Source organism: Kitasatospora sp. DSM 101779, assembly GCF_025655475.1.
Taxonomy (GTDB): domain Bacteria; phylum Actinomycetota; class Actinomycetes; order Streptomycetales; family Streptomycetaceae; genus Kitasatospora.
In genome coordinates this window covers 5,382,479-5,397,134 of sequence record NZ_JAHTIK010000001.1, presented here as the reverse complement: position 1 = coordinate 5,397,134, position 14,656 = coordinate 5,382,479, and the positions used below count along the sequence as shown (strand labels likewise).

At 73.6% G+C, this 14,656-nt stretch carries 12 protein-coding genes; 3 read left to right on the top strand and 9 right to left on the bottom strand.

Features of this window, described 5'->3' with window-relative positions:
• The first annotated feature begins 8 nt into the window (after positions 1 to 8).
• Together KSNIM_RS24580 and KSNIM_RS24575 are read left to right on the top strand one after the other, a co-directional pair.
• Complete coding sequence (locus KSNIM_RS24580; RefSeq protein WP_263108096.1) at positions 9 to 470, top strand: ferritin-like domain-containing protein; 462 nt, start codon at positions 9 to 11, stop codon at positions 468 to 470.
• A gap of 73 nt (positions 471 to 543) precedes the next feature.
• A complete protein-coding gene (locus tag KSNIM_RS24575; protein WP_263105315.1) occupies positions 544 to 1,473 on the top strand; it encodes an aminoglycoside phosphotransferase family protein in 930 nt (309 codons plus the stop codon).
• Here the strand turns inward: KSNIM_RS24575 and KSNIM_RS24570 are convergent.
• The 9 genes from KSNIM_RS24570 to KSNIM_RS24530 all read right to left on the bottom strand — a co-directional run bounded on the left by KSNIM_RS24570 (position 1,446) and on the right by KSNIM_RS24530 (position 13,018).
• Positions 1,446 to 2,012, bottom strand: coding sequence for a GNAT family N-acetyltransferase (locus KSNIM_RS24570; protein WP_263105314.1), 567 nt, complete (start codon positions 2,010 to 2,012; stop codon positions 1,446 to 1,448). The two genes, KSNIM_RS24575 and KSNIM_RS24570, sit on opposite strands and share 28 nt — an antisense overlap.
• Positions 2,013 to 2,073: 61 nt before the next feature.
• Positions 2,074 to 2,949 (bottom strand): GNAT family N-acetyltransferase, encoded by an 876-nt coding sequence (locus KSNIM_RS24565; protein WP_263105313.1) that lies wholly within the window; start codon positions 2,947 to 2,949, stop codon positions 2,074 to 2,076.
• 177 nt (positions 2,950 to 3,126) lie between these two features.
• Entirely contained in the window at positions 3,127 to 4,287 is a 1,161-nt protein-coding gene (gene ispG, locus KSNIM_RS24560; RefSeq protein ID WP_263105312.1) for a flavodoxin-dependent (E)-4-hydroxy-3-methylbut-2-enyl-diphosphate synthase, read from the bottom strand.
• 160 nt (positions 4,288 to 4,447) lie between these two features.
• The gene (locus KSNIM_RS24555) at positions 4,448 to 5,752 is read right to left on the bottom strand and encodes a M50 family metallopeptidase (RefSeq protein WP_263105311.1); all 1,305 of its coding nucleotides are present in this window, start codon (positions 5,750 to 5,752) and stop codon (positions 4,448 to 4,450) included.
• A 50-nt stretch (positions 5,753 to 5,802) separates the two neighbouring features.
• A complete protein-coding gene (gene dxr, locus KSNIM_RS24550; protein ID WP_263105310.1) occupies positions 5,803 to 7,032 on the bottom strand; it encodes a 1-deoxy-D-xylulose-5-phosphate reductoisomerase in 1,230 nt (409 codons plus the stop codon).
• Positions 7,033 to 7,087: 55 nt separating this feature from the next.
• Positions 7,088 to 7,495, bottom strand: coding sequence for a hypothetical protein (locus KSNIM_RS24545; protein ID WP_263105309.1), 408 nt, complete (start codon positions 7,493 to 7,495; stop codon positions 7,088 to 7,090).
• A 158-nt stretch (positions 7,496 to 7,653) separates the two neighbouring features.
• Positions 7,654 to 9,096, bottom strand: coding sequence for an aldehyde dehydrogenase family protein (locus KSNIM_RS24540; protein ID WP_263105308.1), 1,443 nt, complete (start codon positions 9,094 to 9,096; stop codon positions 7,654 to 7,656).
• Positions 9,097 to 9,242: 146 nt separating this feature from the next.
• Positions 9,243 to 10,808 carry a PucR family transcriptional regulator gene (locus KSNIM_RS24535; RefSeq protein WP_263105307.1) on the bottom strand — a complete coding sequence of 522 codons (1,566 nt, stop codon included), beginning with the start codon at positions 10,806 to 10,808 and terminating at the stop codon, positions 9,243 to 9,245.
• A gap of 170 nt (positions 10,809 to 10,978) precedes the next feature.
• Positions 10,979 to 13,018 (bottom strand): ATP-binding protein, encoded by a 2,040-nt coding sequence (locus tag KSNIM_RS24530; protein WP_263105306.1) that lies wholly within the window; start codon positions 13,016 to 13,018, stop codon positions 10,979 to 10,981.
• Between the two features lie 228 nt (positions 13,019 to 13,246).
• Here KSNIM_RS24530 and gabT point away from each other — a divergent pair, with 228 nt between their 5' ends.
• Positions 13,247 to 14,587: a 4-aminobutyrate--2-oxoglutarate transaminase gene (gene gabT, locus KSNIM_RS24525; RefSeq protein WP_263105305.1), complete on the top strand. Its 1,341-nt coding sequence runs from the start codon at positions 13,247 to 13,249 to the stop codon at positions 14,585 to 14,587.
• Positions 14,588 to 14,656: the final 69 nt, after the last annotated feature.

Genomic DNA, 14,656 nt, shown 5'->3' with positions numbered 1-14,656 from the left:
CCGGCGCGGTGGCCGCCCTGCAGGCCGCGCTGGCCGCCGAGCACGCCGCCGTCTACGGCTACGGCGTGGTCGGTGCCCGGATGCCGGCCGGCCCGCAGCGGGACGCAGCCCGCGCCGGATACGCCGCCCACCAGGCCCGGCGGGACGCGCTGCAGCGCGAGCTCGACGGGGCCGGGGCCACCCCCGCGGCCGCCGCGGCCGGCTACCGGCTGCCGTTCGCGGTCGCCGACGCCACCGCCGCCGGGCAGCTCGCCGCGCACATCGAGACCCAGCTGACCGCGGTGTGGGCGGACGCCGTCGCCGGTACCACCGGGGTGCTGCGGCAGACCGCCGCCACCGCCCTGCGGGAGACCGCGCTGCGCGCCGCGCAGTGGGGGGCCGACCTGTCCGCGCTGCCCGGCCTGCCGGACGGGGATGCGGCCGACGGGGCGAGCGGCACGCCGAGCACGAGCGCGTCGGCGAGCGGCTGACCAGCGGCTTCCTGCCGATGGCCGACAATGGACGGGCCGCAACACGGTGCGGCGCACCGAACGAGAGGCCACCATGTCGGCACTGCCAGGCCAGCAGATCACCGTCCCCGAGCGGCTCGCGGACACCGTGCAGGCCGTGGCGGGCGAGGAGGGGCGGGTGTGGCTGTCCACCCTGCCCCAGTTGGTCGCCTCCCACCTGGACCGCTGGGGCCTGACCCTGGAACGGGTCGCCGACCCGGGCGGCCCGATCAGCCTGATCGGCTTCGTGCACCGGGACGACGACCTCGCACCGGCCGTCCTCAAGGCCGGACTGGTGACACCGGAGACCGACCGGGAGCACGCCGCGCTGCGGCACTGGGCGGGCCGCGGGGCCGTGCTGCTGATCGACGCCGACCCGGAGGCCGGGGTGCTGCTGCTGGAGCGGCTGCACGGTGACATCCCGCTGCGGTCGCTCGCCGAGTCGAAGGCGATGCTGGAGGCGACCGGTCTGCTGCAGCGGCTGTGGGTGCCGCCCGCCGAGGGCCATCCGTTCCGGCTGGTGGTGGACGTGGCCGCCGAGCTGTCCGGGCGGATCACCCAGCGGCGTGCGCTGCCCGGCGCGGAGGCCGCCGGGGAGCTGATCGACGAGGCGCTGGAGACGGCCGCCGCGCTGGCCGGGTCCGAGCCCGAGCGGTTCCTGCTGCACGGGGACTTCCACCACGGCAACGTGCTCGCCGCGGACCGCTCGCCCTGGCTGGCGATCGACCCGAAGCCGGTGGTCGGCGAGCGCGCCTTTGACCTCGCCCGGCTGGCCCAGGACCGGATGGACACCCTGGCCGGCTCGCCCGGCCCCCGGGCGGCCGTCCGGCGCCGGCTGCAGCAGCTCTCCGGCGCACTGGAGGTCGACCGGGACCGGCTGCGCGGCTGGACGCTCTTCCGCACCGTGGAGGCCGGCCTGGCGAGCCTGTCGGCGGGCGACCGCGCGACGGCCGAGCTCTACCTGGAGTTCGCGGCCTGGCTCTGAACCGCGGCGAGCGGCAGCCGCGCCCCCATCACCGCGTACGGGCGGACGGTGTTCGGGAAGCGCACCGCCCGGGCGAGGTCCCGGTAGCCGAGCGAGCGGTACAGTCGCCGGGCCGGGGTCTCGGCGTCGATCGCGGACAGGATGCTGCGGTCCTTGCCGGAGCGGTCGCACAGGCCGCGGATCAGCGCGCTGCCGAGGCCGCGTCCCTGGTAGCCGGGCAGCACGTGCAGCTCGGTGACGGCGAAGACGCCGTCCAGCCAGTCGCCGTACCCGCCGGCCTCCAGATAGGGCTGGATGACGGTTGACCACCAGTGCTCGCGGGAGTTCGGCATGCCGTAGCCGAAGCCGACCAGCCGGCCGCCGCTCATCGCACCGAGGGCGAGCACACCGGGCTGCTGGGCGTGCCGCCCGACGATGTGCAGCCGGACCGCGACCTCTTCGGGCGTCAGCCCGAAGGCGAGCGCCTGGACCTCCAGCGCGTACGGCGCCCAGGCCGCCAGGTCGATGGCCTCGATCGTCACGTCGGTGAGCTGCTCCATGACCGGGACGTTACTCCTCGAAGGTCCGCCGTGACCTGCGAAGACCGGGATCCGCCGGCGCTCAGAACAGGACGCTCATGAAGGCGCCGACCTCGGTGAAACCGACCCGTTTGTAGGCGGCCCTGGCACGCAGGTTGAAATCGTTCACATAGAGCGAGACGACGGGGGCGACCTCGCGCAGCGCGATGTCCAGGACGGCGGCCATGCCGGTCTTGGACAGGCCCCGGCCGCGGTGCTCGGGGGCGACCCAGACGCCCTGGATCTGGCAGGCGCCCTCGGTGACCGCGCCGACCTCGGCCTTGAAGAGCACCTCGCCGTCCTCGGAGAAGCGGGCGAAGGAGCGGCCGGCCGAGACCAGTTCGGCCACCCGGGCCTGGTAGAGCAGGCCGCCGTCGCCGGCCAGCGGCGAGATGCCGACCTCCTCGGTGAACATGGCGACGCAGGCCGGCATGAGCGTCTCGATCTCGTTCCGCCGCACCCGGCGGACCAGCGGGTCCGGCTCGACCTCCACGGAGGGGGCGCTGGCGGCCATCAGCGGCTGGTGCGCCCGGACGTCCCGGGCGGGGCCCCAGCTGCGCTCCAGCAGGGCCCACAGGTCCGCCGTGGGCCCGGCCGGGCCGACGATGGAGGAGCAGCGGCGGCCCTGTCGCCGGGCGCGCTCGGCGAAGGCCCGGACGGCCTCCGGTCCGGCGTTGACCAGGACGAGGTTGGCGCCGGCGTAGCAGAGCGATTCGAGCCGCCCGTCCTCGCCGTACCAGCCCCACATCTCGCCGCCGAGCCGCCACGGGTCGAGGCCGACCGCCTCGACGCGGGTCGCGACGAAGGCGTTGGCCACCGGGTCCCGGTGCAGGACCTCCAGCGCGTCGTCGAGATCCGGGGCGTCGAGCACGCGGGTGGCCGCCAGGGCCCGCGCGACCTGGAAGGGTCCGGGGAGCATCACACCTCGATCGAGCACGGGCACCTCACTAGACACGCCCCACGGGAGTTCTGCCGCACCCTACTCCCCCGGGCGGCGCGGCAGGGAACACGAGGGCCGTCCGTACACCCCCGCCGGCCCCCGGGCGGGGGTGCGGGGGTCGTGCGGACGGCCCCGGAGTCAGCGTTGGCTACCGGGTCACTCGGCGGCGACCACGACGGGGGCGCCGGACTCGACGCCCTGCTCCTGCATCTGCTCGGCCAGCTTGAGGGCCTCCTCGATGAGGGTCTCGACGATCTTCGACTCGGGGACGGTCTTGATGACCTCGCCCTTGACGAAGATCTGGCCCTTGCCGTTGCCGGAGGCGACGCCGAGGTCGGCCTCGCGGGCCTCGCCGGGGCCGTTGACGACGCAGCCCATGACGGCGACGCGCAGCGGCACCTCCATGCCCTCGAGGCCGGCGGTGACCTCCTCGGCGAGCTTGTAGACGTCGACCTGGGCGCGGCCGCAGGACGGGCAGGAGACGATCTCCAGGCCGCGCTGGCGCAGGCCGAGCGACTCCAGGATCTGGTTGCCGACCTTGATCTCCTCGGCCGGCGGGGCGGAGAGGGAGACCCGGATGGTGTCACCGATGCCCTCGGCGAGCAGGGCGCCGAAGGCGACGGCCGACTTGATGGTGCCCTGGAAGGCGGGGCCGGCCTCGGTGACGCCGAGGTGCAGCGGGTAGTCGCAGGCGGCGGCGAGCTGCCGGTAGGCGTTGATCATCACGACCGGGTCGTTGTGCTTGACCGAGATCTTGATGTCGCGGAAGTCGTGCTCCTCGAAGAGCGAGCACTCCCACAGCGCGGACTCGACCAGGGCCTCGGGGGTGGCGCGGCCGTACTTCTCCAGCAGTCGCTTGTCGAGCGAGCCGGCGTTGACGCCGATCCGGATCGGGACGCCGGCGTCCTTGGCGGCCTTGGCGATCTCGCCGACCTTGTCGTCGAAGGCCTTGATGTTGCCGGGGTTCACCCGGACCGCGGCGCAGCCGGCGTCGATCGCGGCGAAGACGTACTTCGGCTGGAAGTGGATGTCGGCGATCACCGGGATCTGCGACTTCTTCGCGATGATCGGCAGCGCGTCGGCGTCGTCCTGGGAGGGGACGGCGACCCGGACGATCTGGCAGCCGGAGGCGGTGAGCTGCGCGATCTGCTGGAGGGTGGCGTTGACGTCACTGGTCAGCGTGGTGGTCATCGACTGGACCGAGATCGGGGCGTCGCCGCCGACCGGGACGTTGCCGACCATGATCTGACGCGAGTAGCGGCGCTTGGCGAGCGGCTTGAGCGGCAGGGACGGAATACCGAGCGAGATCGCGGACATGTGCGCAGGGTTCCCCTGGGTGAGGTCGGTGAGCCGGCCGGTTTGCTCTGGCCGGGCCGGGTGCGTCGATGAGGCCGCACCCGGCACACAACGGTACGGCACGCCCGTGGGCCCCAGCACATCCGGCAGTGCCGCGCCGGGCCGGGCGGGCGGTGGGCGGTCAGTTCAGCTTGACCGGGTTGACCACGTCGGCGGCCATGACGAGCACGGTGAAGCAGATGAAGACGGTGGCCACGACGTAGGCGAACGGCATCAGCTTCGCCACGTCGAAGGGGCCCGGGTCGGGGCGCTTGAGCAGCCCGGCGAGGCGGCGGCGGACCGACTCCCAGACCGCGCCGGCGATGTGGCCGCCGTCCAGCGGCAGCAGCGGCAGCATGTTGAACAGGAACAGCGACAGGTTGATGCCGGCCAGCAGCTGGACGAAGAAGGCGATCTGCTGGGTGGCCGGGATGTCCATCGCGAAGACGTCGCCGCCGAGGCGGGCGGCGCCGACCATGCCGATCGGGTCGTCGGTGGAGCGGGGGGTGCCGTCGACGACGGCGTGCCACAGGCCCGGGATCTTGCCCGGCAGGGCGACCAGCGAGGAGACGCCGTGCTCGGCCATCGAGTACATCTCGTCGGTGGACTCGCCGAGGCTCATCCGGACGACGCCGGTGGTCGGGGTGAAGCCGAGGAAACCGGCGGTGACCGGGGCGCCCTTGACGGTGCGGCCGTCCTTGTCGACCGGGTTCACCGTGTTGCTGGTGATGGCGGCGGTGAGCGTGAGCCGCTGGCCGCCGCGCTCGACGACGATCGGGACCTGCTTGCCGGGCGACTTGCGGATGTCCGCCTGGAGCTGCTTGTAGCTGTGGATCTCGTCGCCGTCGAAGGAGACGAAGCGGTCGCCGGCCCGCAGCCCGGCCAGGTTCGCCGGGGACTTCGGCGCGTCGGCCGGGCAGGTGTCGGTCGGCTGGCCGGCCTTCACGACGCACTGGCTGACGGTGGAGACGGTGGGCACCGCCGTCTGCACGCCCATGCCCATGAACAGGAACAGGAAGAGCACCACCGACAGGATCAGGTTCATGAACGGGCCGGCGAACATCACGATGACCCGCTGCCAGGGCTTGCGGGTGTAGAAGAGCCGGTGCTCGTCACCGGGCTGCAGCTCCTCGTAGGAGGCCTCCCGGGCGTCCTCGATCATGGTGCGCCAGGGCGAGCTGCTGCGCTTGGTGATCCGGCCGTCCGCGCCCGGCGGGAACATCCCGATCATCCGGATGTAGCCGCCGAGCGGGATCGCCTTGATGCCGTACTCGGTCTCGCCCTTCTTGCGCGACCACACGGTCGGGCCGAAGCCGACCATGTACTGCGGAACGCGGATCTTGAACAGCTTGGCGGTGGAGAGGTGCCCCAGCTCGTGCCACGCGATCGAGAACAGCAGCCCGATCAGGAAGATCAGGATGCCGAGCACCCACATCAGATTGCTCACCGCTCGCCCTCCGCCATGCCGTCGTCGCTCCGCTCGCCGCCGTCGTGCTCTCAGCCCGCCGCCAGCTCGCGGGCCCGGGCGCGGGCCCAGTCCTCCGCCTGGAGGACGTCCGCGACCGTGAGCGAAGTTCCCCGCGCGGGGGTGCCGTGCTCGGCGACGACCTTCGCCACAGTGTCCACGATTCCCGTGAAGGGCAGCCGGCCGCCGAGGAAGGCGTCCACGCACTCCTCGTTCGCCGCGTTGAAGACCGCGGGGGCGGTGCCGCCGAGCGTACCGACCTCGCGGGCGAGCGAGACGGCCGGGAAGGCCTCGTCGTCGAGCGGGAAGAACTCCCAGGTCGCGGCCTTCGTCCAGTCGCAGCCGGGGGCGGCGTCGGGCACCCGCTCCGGCCAGCCGAGGCCGAGCGCGATCGGCATCCGCATGTCCGGCGGGCTGGCCTGGGCGAGCGTCGAACCGTCGGTGAATTCGACCATCGAGTGGACGACCGACTGGGGGTGCACCACCACCTCGATCCGGTCGAACGGGACGTCGTAGAGCAGGTGCGCCTCGATGACCTCCAGGCCCTTGTTGACCAGGGTGGCGGAGTTGATCGTCACCACCGGGCCCATCGCCCAGGTCGGGTGGGCGAGCGCCTCGGACGGAGTCACCCCGGCCAGCTCGGCCCGGCTGCGGCCGCGGAACGGGCCGCCGCTCGCGGTGACCACCAGCTTGCGGACCTCGGCCCGGGTGCCGGCCGCCAGCGCCTGGAAGAGCGCTGCGTGCTCGGAGTCCACCGGCACGATCTGGCCGGGCGCGGCCACGGCCTTCACCAGCGGGCCGCCGACGATCAGCGACTCCTTGTTGGCGAGCACCAGCACCCGGCCGGCCTCCAACGCGGCCAGGGTCGGCCGCAGGCCGATCGAGCCGGTGATGCCGTTGAGCACCGAGTGGCACTCCATGGCCGCGAGCTCGGTCGCGGCGTCCGGGCCCGCGAGGATCTCCGGCAGCGGGCGGCCCGCGGCCCCGGCGGCGAGTGCCTCGCGCAGCGCCGGGACGGCGCTCTCGTCGGCCACCGCCACCGTCCGCACGCCGAGCTGCAACGCCTGCTCCGCGAGCAGCGCGACCCGGCCGCCGTTGGCGGACAGCGCCACCACGCGGAAGCGGTCGGGGTTGCGCAGCACCACGTCGATGGCCTGGGTGCCGATCGAGCCGGTGGAGCCGAGGATCACGAGCTCCCGCGGACCGTCCGGGTCCTTGACCGCCGGGGTGAAACGGAGCTGGGGGTGGGCGAGCGAGTTCATGCCCCCATTGTGTCGTGCGGTGGGTGGTGCCTGACGCAGGGTTGTGCGGTACGGCCTACTTCCAGGCCCAGATCTTCCCCACCGCCTTGCCGTCCGCGCCGACCTCCCACTCGAAGGCGCCCGCGACGCCCCTGAGGTCCGCGAACTCGGGCGAGTCGCTGCTGTAGACGATGGTGCCTCGCCAGCTGGTGCCGCCGCCCTCGGTGAAGCGGCCGACCCCGCCGCCCTGCCAGGAGGCGTGCGCGCCGGTGGGGCTCATGATGACGCCCTGCCCCTCGCCGTACAGGGTGCCGTCGGGACGCAGCCGTCCGGTGTAGCTGCCCATGTCGTTGACGGTGACGCCGAGCAGTTGTCCCGTGCCGGTGAACGAGGTCTCCACGACGGGCGGCAGCCCGTGGTCACTGCGGACCACCCGCTGGCCGGTGATCTGTGCCTGTTCCTCTCCGATGAGGTCGCCGAGCATGGTCGACCTCCCTTCCTCCCCTTCCGGACTACGCCCCCTCCCGGGGGCTGTCAAGGCGGGGCCGACCGGCCCGGGGACGCGGAAACGCCCCGCCACCGGGAGCCGGTGACGGGGCGTCGGGTCGGCCGGACATCGACCGTCCGTAACTGTCCGGGCCGTCAGAGGTCCAGGCCGGTGAGCACCAGGACGCGCTCGTAGGTGAAGTCCTCCATCGCGTACTTGACGCCCTCACGGCCGACGCCGGAGTCCTTCACACCGCCGTAGGGCATCTGGTCGGCGCGGTAGGACGGCGCGTCACCGATGATCACACCGCCGACCTGCAGCTCGCGGTGGGCGCGGAAGGCGGCCTGCACGTCGTGGGTGAACACGCCGGCCTGAAGGCCGAAGGCGGAGTCGTTGACCGCGGCGAAGGCCTCGTCGGTGGAGTTCACCTTGTGCAGCGAGAGCACCGGGCCGAAGACCTCGGCGGTGGCCAGGATCGCGTCGTCGGAGAGGTCCGCGACCACGGTCGGGGCGTAGGCGGCACCCTCACGGACGCCGCCGGTGAGCACCTTGGCGCCCTTGGCGACCGCGTCGTCCACCCAGGACTCGACGCGCTTGGCGGCGTTCTCGTCGACCAGCGGGCCGACGTCCACCGAGTCGTCCGACGGGTCGCCGGTGACCTGGTCCTGCACCTTGGCGACGATCCTCTCCACCAGCGCGTCGTAGACGGCGGCGTCGGCGATCACACGCTGCACCGAGATGCAGGACTGGCCGCCCTGGTAGTTGGAGAACATCGCGATCCGGGTCGCCGCCCAGTCGAGGTCGGCCTCGGAGTTCCAGTCGGCGAGCACCACCGCGGCGGCGTTGCCGCCGAGCTCCAGGGTGACGTGCTTGCGCGGCACCGAGTCCATGATCTGGTAGCCGACCTTGTCCGAGCCGGTGAAGGAGATGACCGGCAGGCGGTCGTCCTGCACCAGGGCCGGCATCTTCTCGTTCGGCACCGGCAGGACGCTCCAGGAGCCGGCCGGCAGGTCGGTCTCGGCGAGGATCTCACCGAGGACGAGCGCCGAGATCGGGGTCGCCGGGGCGGGCTTGAGGATGATCGGGGCGCCGACCGCGATCGCCGGGGCGACCTTGTGCGCCACCAGGTTCAGCGGGAAGTTGAACGGGGCGATGCCCAGCACCACGCCCTTGGGGAAGCGGCGCACCACCGCGAAGCGGCCCGTGCCGCCCGGGTCGGTGTCCAGGCGCATGGTCTCGCCGTTGGTGCGGCGCGCCTCCTCGGCGGCCCAGCGGAACACCGAGACGGCACGGCCGACCTCGCCGCGCGCCCACTTGATCGGCTTGCCGTTCTCGGCGGTGATCAGGCGGGCGATCTCCTCGGTGCGCTCGGCCAGCCGCTTGGACACGTGGTCCAGGGCGGCCGCGCGGACGTGCGCGGGGGTCGCGGCGAAGACCGGCGCGGCGGCGGCCGCGGCGGCGACGGCCTCCTCGACCTGCGCGTCGGTCGGGACGCTGACCTTGCCGACCAGGCTGCCGTCGAACGAGTGGCGGACCTCGAAGTCCGACTCGCCGCTCGCCCGGCGGCCGGCCAGCCAGAACTCATGGGTGGTGGTCACGGTCGTACCGGCCCTTCCCTCGATTGGTGGATACCAGCCCACGGTAGGGCGGCCGGAACACCAACCGGATTGGACACCGCGGAGTGGATCCGGCCGACGGCCGTACACAGTGGCGCGTTGCGGAGTCCGGGATCACCCTCCGCGGATCACTCCTCGCCGGCGCGCAGCGCGAGCCACAGCTCCATCCGGACGTCGGTGTCGTCCAGCGAGCGGCCCAGCAGTTCCTCGACACGGCGCATCCGGTAACGCAGGGTGTGCCGGTGCACGCCCAGGTCGGCGGCGGCCGCGTCCCACTGGCCGTGCCGGGACAGCCAGGCGCGCAGGCTCGCCACCAGGTCGCCGCGGGCCGTCCGGTCGTGCTCGCGCAGCGGCCGCAACAGGCCCTCGGCGAAGGCCGTCACCGCCTCCTCGCCGAGCAGCGGCAGCAGCGAGCCGGCACCGACCTCCTCGTGGTCGACCGAGCGGCGGCCGCCGCGCAGCGCCACCGCGAGCGCCCGCTCGGCCTGCGCGTACGCCGTACCGGCGTCGTCCAGCGAGGTCGGCGCGGAGACGCCGAGCGCCAGACCCTCGTGCTCCTCGACCGCACCCAGGCACGCGCGGTGGGCGGCGCCGTTGTCCTGCGCCAGCACCAGCAGCCGCGGCCCGTGCGGGCCGTCCTCGCGGGAGACGAGCAGCCGCTCGCCGACCCGGCCGCCGGCCTGCTCGGCCCGGTCGCCGAGCTCGCTCAGCGCCTCCGCGGCCTCCGGGCCGTTGCCCGCGCCGGCCACCATCACCCGGGCCTCGCCCTCCGGCAGGCCGCCGAACAGGCCCGCCGACACCTGCCGCGCGGTCGCCACCTCGCCCGACAGCACCATGTGCAGCAGCGCGGCGCCCATCCGCTCCTCGGCCTGCCGCAGCTCCCGCGACCGCTCCAGGGTCAGCGTCAGCAGCGCCACCGCGGCGTTCAGCACGTACCGCTCGGTCGGCGTGATCCGGTCCTCGGTGCCCACCGCCAGGAAGCCGCGCGGGCGGCGGTCCGCCCCGAGCGACTGGACGACCACGAAGTCCTCGTCCGCGGTGTCGATACCCGGCGAGCGGCCCTGCAACGCCGCACTCGACGGCGCCGGGCGGCGGCGCAGCCGGTCGACCTCGGCCGCCAGCCGGCCGGCCCGGCGGGCCGCCCAGTCCGGCGCCACCGCGGAGAGCGCGCCCGACCCGTCGTACAGCGCCGCCCAGCCGCCGAGCCGGGCCGCCAGCCGGCGGACCACCGCCGTCGTGCCGTCCTTGCCGAGCGCGGCCCGGGTCAGCTCCTCCTGCGCCTCGAAGCTGGTGGTCACCGCCTCGTACTGCTCGGCCGCCAGCGCCGCCGAGACCGCCTTGCTGATCGCGATGAACGGCGTCGCCTCCGGCACCCGCAGCAGCGGCAGGCCGCGCTGCGCCGCCGCCTCCACCAGGGCGTGCGGCACCTCGGTGTGCGAGAGGCCGACACCCAGACCAAGCCCGACCACCCCGGCGTCGGCCAGCCGGTGCACGTACGCCTGCAGCCGGGAGGCGGCCTTGCCCAGCTTGATGCCCGTGGTGAGCAGCAGCTCGCCGCCCTCCAGAAAGGGCGTCGGGTCGTCGAGTTCGCTGGTGTGCACCCAGCGGACCTGGCGCTCCAAGTGGTCCGCCCCCGCCAGCACGGTCAGATGGAGCGCGGTGTTGCGGACGACGGAGGCGAGTGTGGGGGGCATGGCACCTTCGCTGGTACGACACGGTCGCTCCGTTGCGACCGCGCAGGTGAGGGGTTCGGGGGGCTGACTCCATTATGTACGCCCCGGACAAGCGGCAGCACGGAATCCTCCGCGGCGGAGTCAGCGCCACGACCTGCGCCACCCGGGGATCCGCGCGAACCGGGCGGCCGTCAGTCCCGCAGGTCCACCAGCAGCGGCGGGACCTGGTCCCCGTCCACGGTCGTCAGCGACACCACGGCGTGCCCGCTCGGCAGGGCGTGCGCCAGGTCGGACGGCGACCAGCGGTGCCGCTCGACGTCCCGGGTGGTCACCGACTCGGTCTGCGCGGTCGTCCCGGACAGCGCCTTGCGGCCCGCCCTGGCGGCCTTGCGGACCAGACCGCCGGAGGTGTCCGGAGTGTGCGTCACCGCGGTCTCGGTGACCAGGTGGGTGCCCCAGGCCTCGGAGAACAGCCGGCCGTCCCACGGGGCGATCCCCGGGAACGCCATCCGGCAGCCGACCGCGCCGAACAGCGGCGCCCGCAGCGGCTCCGGCAGGTCCACCAGGGTGCGCAGCAGCAGCACGGCGCCCGCGTTCGCCGCCCGCATCCGCTGCAGCCCGCGGACGATCTGCGCATCCACCGCCGCGGAGGCGTCGTCCACCACCAGGCCGGCGAACAGCGAGCGCTCGGTGCGCGCCGAGGCGGCCTGCACGAACTGGGCGACCACCAGCCGCGACAGCATCCGGGCGACCTCCGGGTGGCTGCGCTCCGGCAGCTTCACCCGGACCCGCAGCGGGTGCTCCAGCGCCCGCATCGCGAACGGCGGCAGCGCGTCCGGGCCGCCCGCGAAGCTGCGTGCGAAGACTGGGCGGTCCAGCAGCGCCAGCCGGTCGGCGAGCAGCGTCCCCGGGTCGTCGACCCGGCCGTGCCGGCTCTCGCGGTGCTGCAGGTCGGCCTCGTGCACGGCCAGCCGCCCGGCCGCGTGCAGCGCCTTGCGCAGCACCGCCCAGGCGTCCTGGTCACCGCCGAGCAGCGCCCGCAGCTCGCGCACCCCCGGGTAGCGGCCGTATGCCGCGTGGTACGGGCCGACCACCTGCTGCAGCGCGGTGCGGGCCGTCTCGGCCCGGGCGGCCAGTTCGTCCGGCAGCAGTGCGTCGGCCAGCCGGGCCGCGGCCTCGTCCGTGTCGGTGGCGGCGCCGTACAGGTCGAGGCCGTACGGGGAGCCCGGGTCGCCCGGCGCGATCACCACGTCGTACCAGGCGTCCGGGCCGAGGTCGGACTCGGCGGCGCCGATCACCACCGCGCAGGCGGCACCGGCGAGCGCCTGCAGGCAGAGCGCCTCGGCGACCGGGCGGGCCAGCCGGGCGGTCTTGCCGGTGCCGGCCGGGCCGACCGCCAGCAGGGAGGTGCCGAGCAGCTGCGGGTCCAGGGCGAAGCCGGCGCTGCGGTGGGCGGGCGGGTTCTTCACCACGTTCTGTGCGGTGCCGAGGCGGACCTGACGGGTCAGCAGGTCGTGCCGGCCGCTGCGGCCCGGCAGGTCACGGGCCTCGGAGGGGTGGGCGCAGGCGGCGGCGCCGCGCACCTCGACCTGCTCGGCGAAGGCCGGCAGCAACTCCGGGTCCGCCAGCACGGTCTCCCAGGCGTGGCGGATCCGCGCGTAGTCGACGTCACCGACCGGCTCGCCGTCCAACCGCCCCGCGGCCTGCGGCGCCGCAGCCCGCAGTTCGGCCCACGGGTCGGTGGTGAGGGGGGCTTCGGCGTCCGCCGCGGGCTCCTCGTGGGTGACGGTCCTGGACAGCGCCGGTGCGACCCAGCGCCGCCACACCTCGGCCCAGCGGCCCATCGATCCGAAGATCATGAACACCCCGATGAGCACGGCGACGTTCACGGCCAGGGCGATGAGGAAGGAGACGACGAACGAGCTGGGAATGGTGAGGCCGACAGCCGTGAGCAGGCTCTGGATCAGCGGCACGCCCTGGAGGTACACCACGGTGCCGACGGCGAGGTTGAGGGCGGCGCGCAGGAGGAGGGGGCGGGCGGGGACGGCGGCCTGTTCGGCGCGGGTCTCGTCGTGGGGGCGGTGGCCGAGGCGGAAGATGCCGGGCGCGGCCGCGGGGCGGGGTTCGGTCGCCCAGGCGGCGAGGTCGAAGGGGAGGGTCCGCTGCGGGGGGACGGCCGACGTCCGTTGCGCCTGCGGCGCCTGCTGCCCCCGAGTGCCGTCCAGTCCCATCCCGGCCCCACTCCCTGTCCCACCGCCGGCAATGCCATACCCATGCCGCCGGTCCGGCGACACGCCCGCGCTCAATGTAGTGGAGCAGGGGCGCGTGTTCGCTGAACCGGGCGCGCTGGCCGCGCCGGACAATTCGGACGACGCACTGCTACCGAGTGGCGCATGCCCGGGCCACGGGCGCGGTCGTAGCCTTCGAGGACCGAGCACTGAGATATGGAGAAACCCGCCATGAGCGCTGCAACCCCGCTCCCGCAGGAGCGCCGCCTGGTCACCTCGATCCCCGGCCCGAAGTCGCAGGAGCTGCAGGCCCGCAAGCTCGGTGCGGTGGCCGCGGGTGTCGGCACCACCCTCCCCGTGTACGTGGCCCGCGCCAACGGCGGCGTGCTGGAGGACGTGGACGGCAACAGCCTGATCGACTTCGGTTCCGGCATCGCCGTGACCAACGTCGGCAACAGCGCCGAGGCGGTCGTCGCCAAGGCGTCCGAGCAGCTCGCCGCGTTCACGCACACCTGTTTCATGGTGACCCCGTACGAGGGCTACGTGGCCGTGGCCGAGCAGCTGAACGAGCTGACTCCGGGCGACCACGAGAAGCGCACCGCGCTGTTCAACTCCGGCGCCGAGGCCGTCGAGAACGCGGTGAAGATCGCCCGCGCGTACACCAAGCGCACCGCCGTCGTGGTGTTCGACCACGGCTACCACGGCCGCACCAACCTGACCATGGGCCTGACGGCGAAGAACATGCCGTACAAGCAGGGCTTCGGTCCGTTCGCGCCGGAGATCTACCGCGTGCCGGTGGCCTACCCGTACCGCTGGCTGACCGGTGCGGAGAACTGCGCCGCCGAGGCCGCCGCGCAGGCGATCGACATGATCAACAAGCAGATCGGCGCCGAGAACGTCGCGGCGATCATCATCGAGCCGATCCAGGGCGAGGGTGGCTTCATCGAGCCGGCCAAGGGGTTCCTGCCGGCGATCGTGGAGTACGCGAAGGCCAACGGCATCGTGTTCGTCGCGGACGAGATCCAGACCGGCTTCTGCCGCACCGGCCAGTGGTTCGCCTGCGAGGACGAGGGCATCGTCCCGGACCTGATCACCACCGCCAAGGGCATCGCCGGCGGTCTGCCGCTGGCCGCCGTCACCGGCCGCGCCGAGATCATGGACGCCGCGCACGCGGGCGGCCTGGGCGGCACCTACGGCGGCAACCCGGTGGCCTGCGCCGCCGCGCTCGGCTCGATCCAGACCATGAAGGAGCTGGACCTCAACGCCAAGGCGCAGCACATCGGCGAGGTCATGCTCGGCCGTCTGCGGGCCATGCAGGAGAAGTTCGACGTGATCGGCGAGGTCCGCGGCCGCGGCGCGATGATCGCGATCGAGCTGGTGAAGCCGGGCAGCAAGGAGCCCAACCCGGAGGTCACCGCCGCCGTGGCGAAGGCCTGCCACGCCGAGGGCCTGGTGGTGCTGACCGCCGGCACCTACGGCAACGTGCTGCGCTTCCTGCCGCCGCTGGTGATGCCGGAGCACCTGCTCGCCGAGGGCCTGGACATCATCGAGGGCGCCTTCGCCGGCGTCTGACGCGCCCGGGGCGGTGGACAGCGCCCCGCAGCGAGCGGCCCGGTCCGACCAGGACCGGGCCGCTCCGCG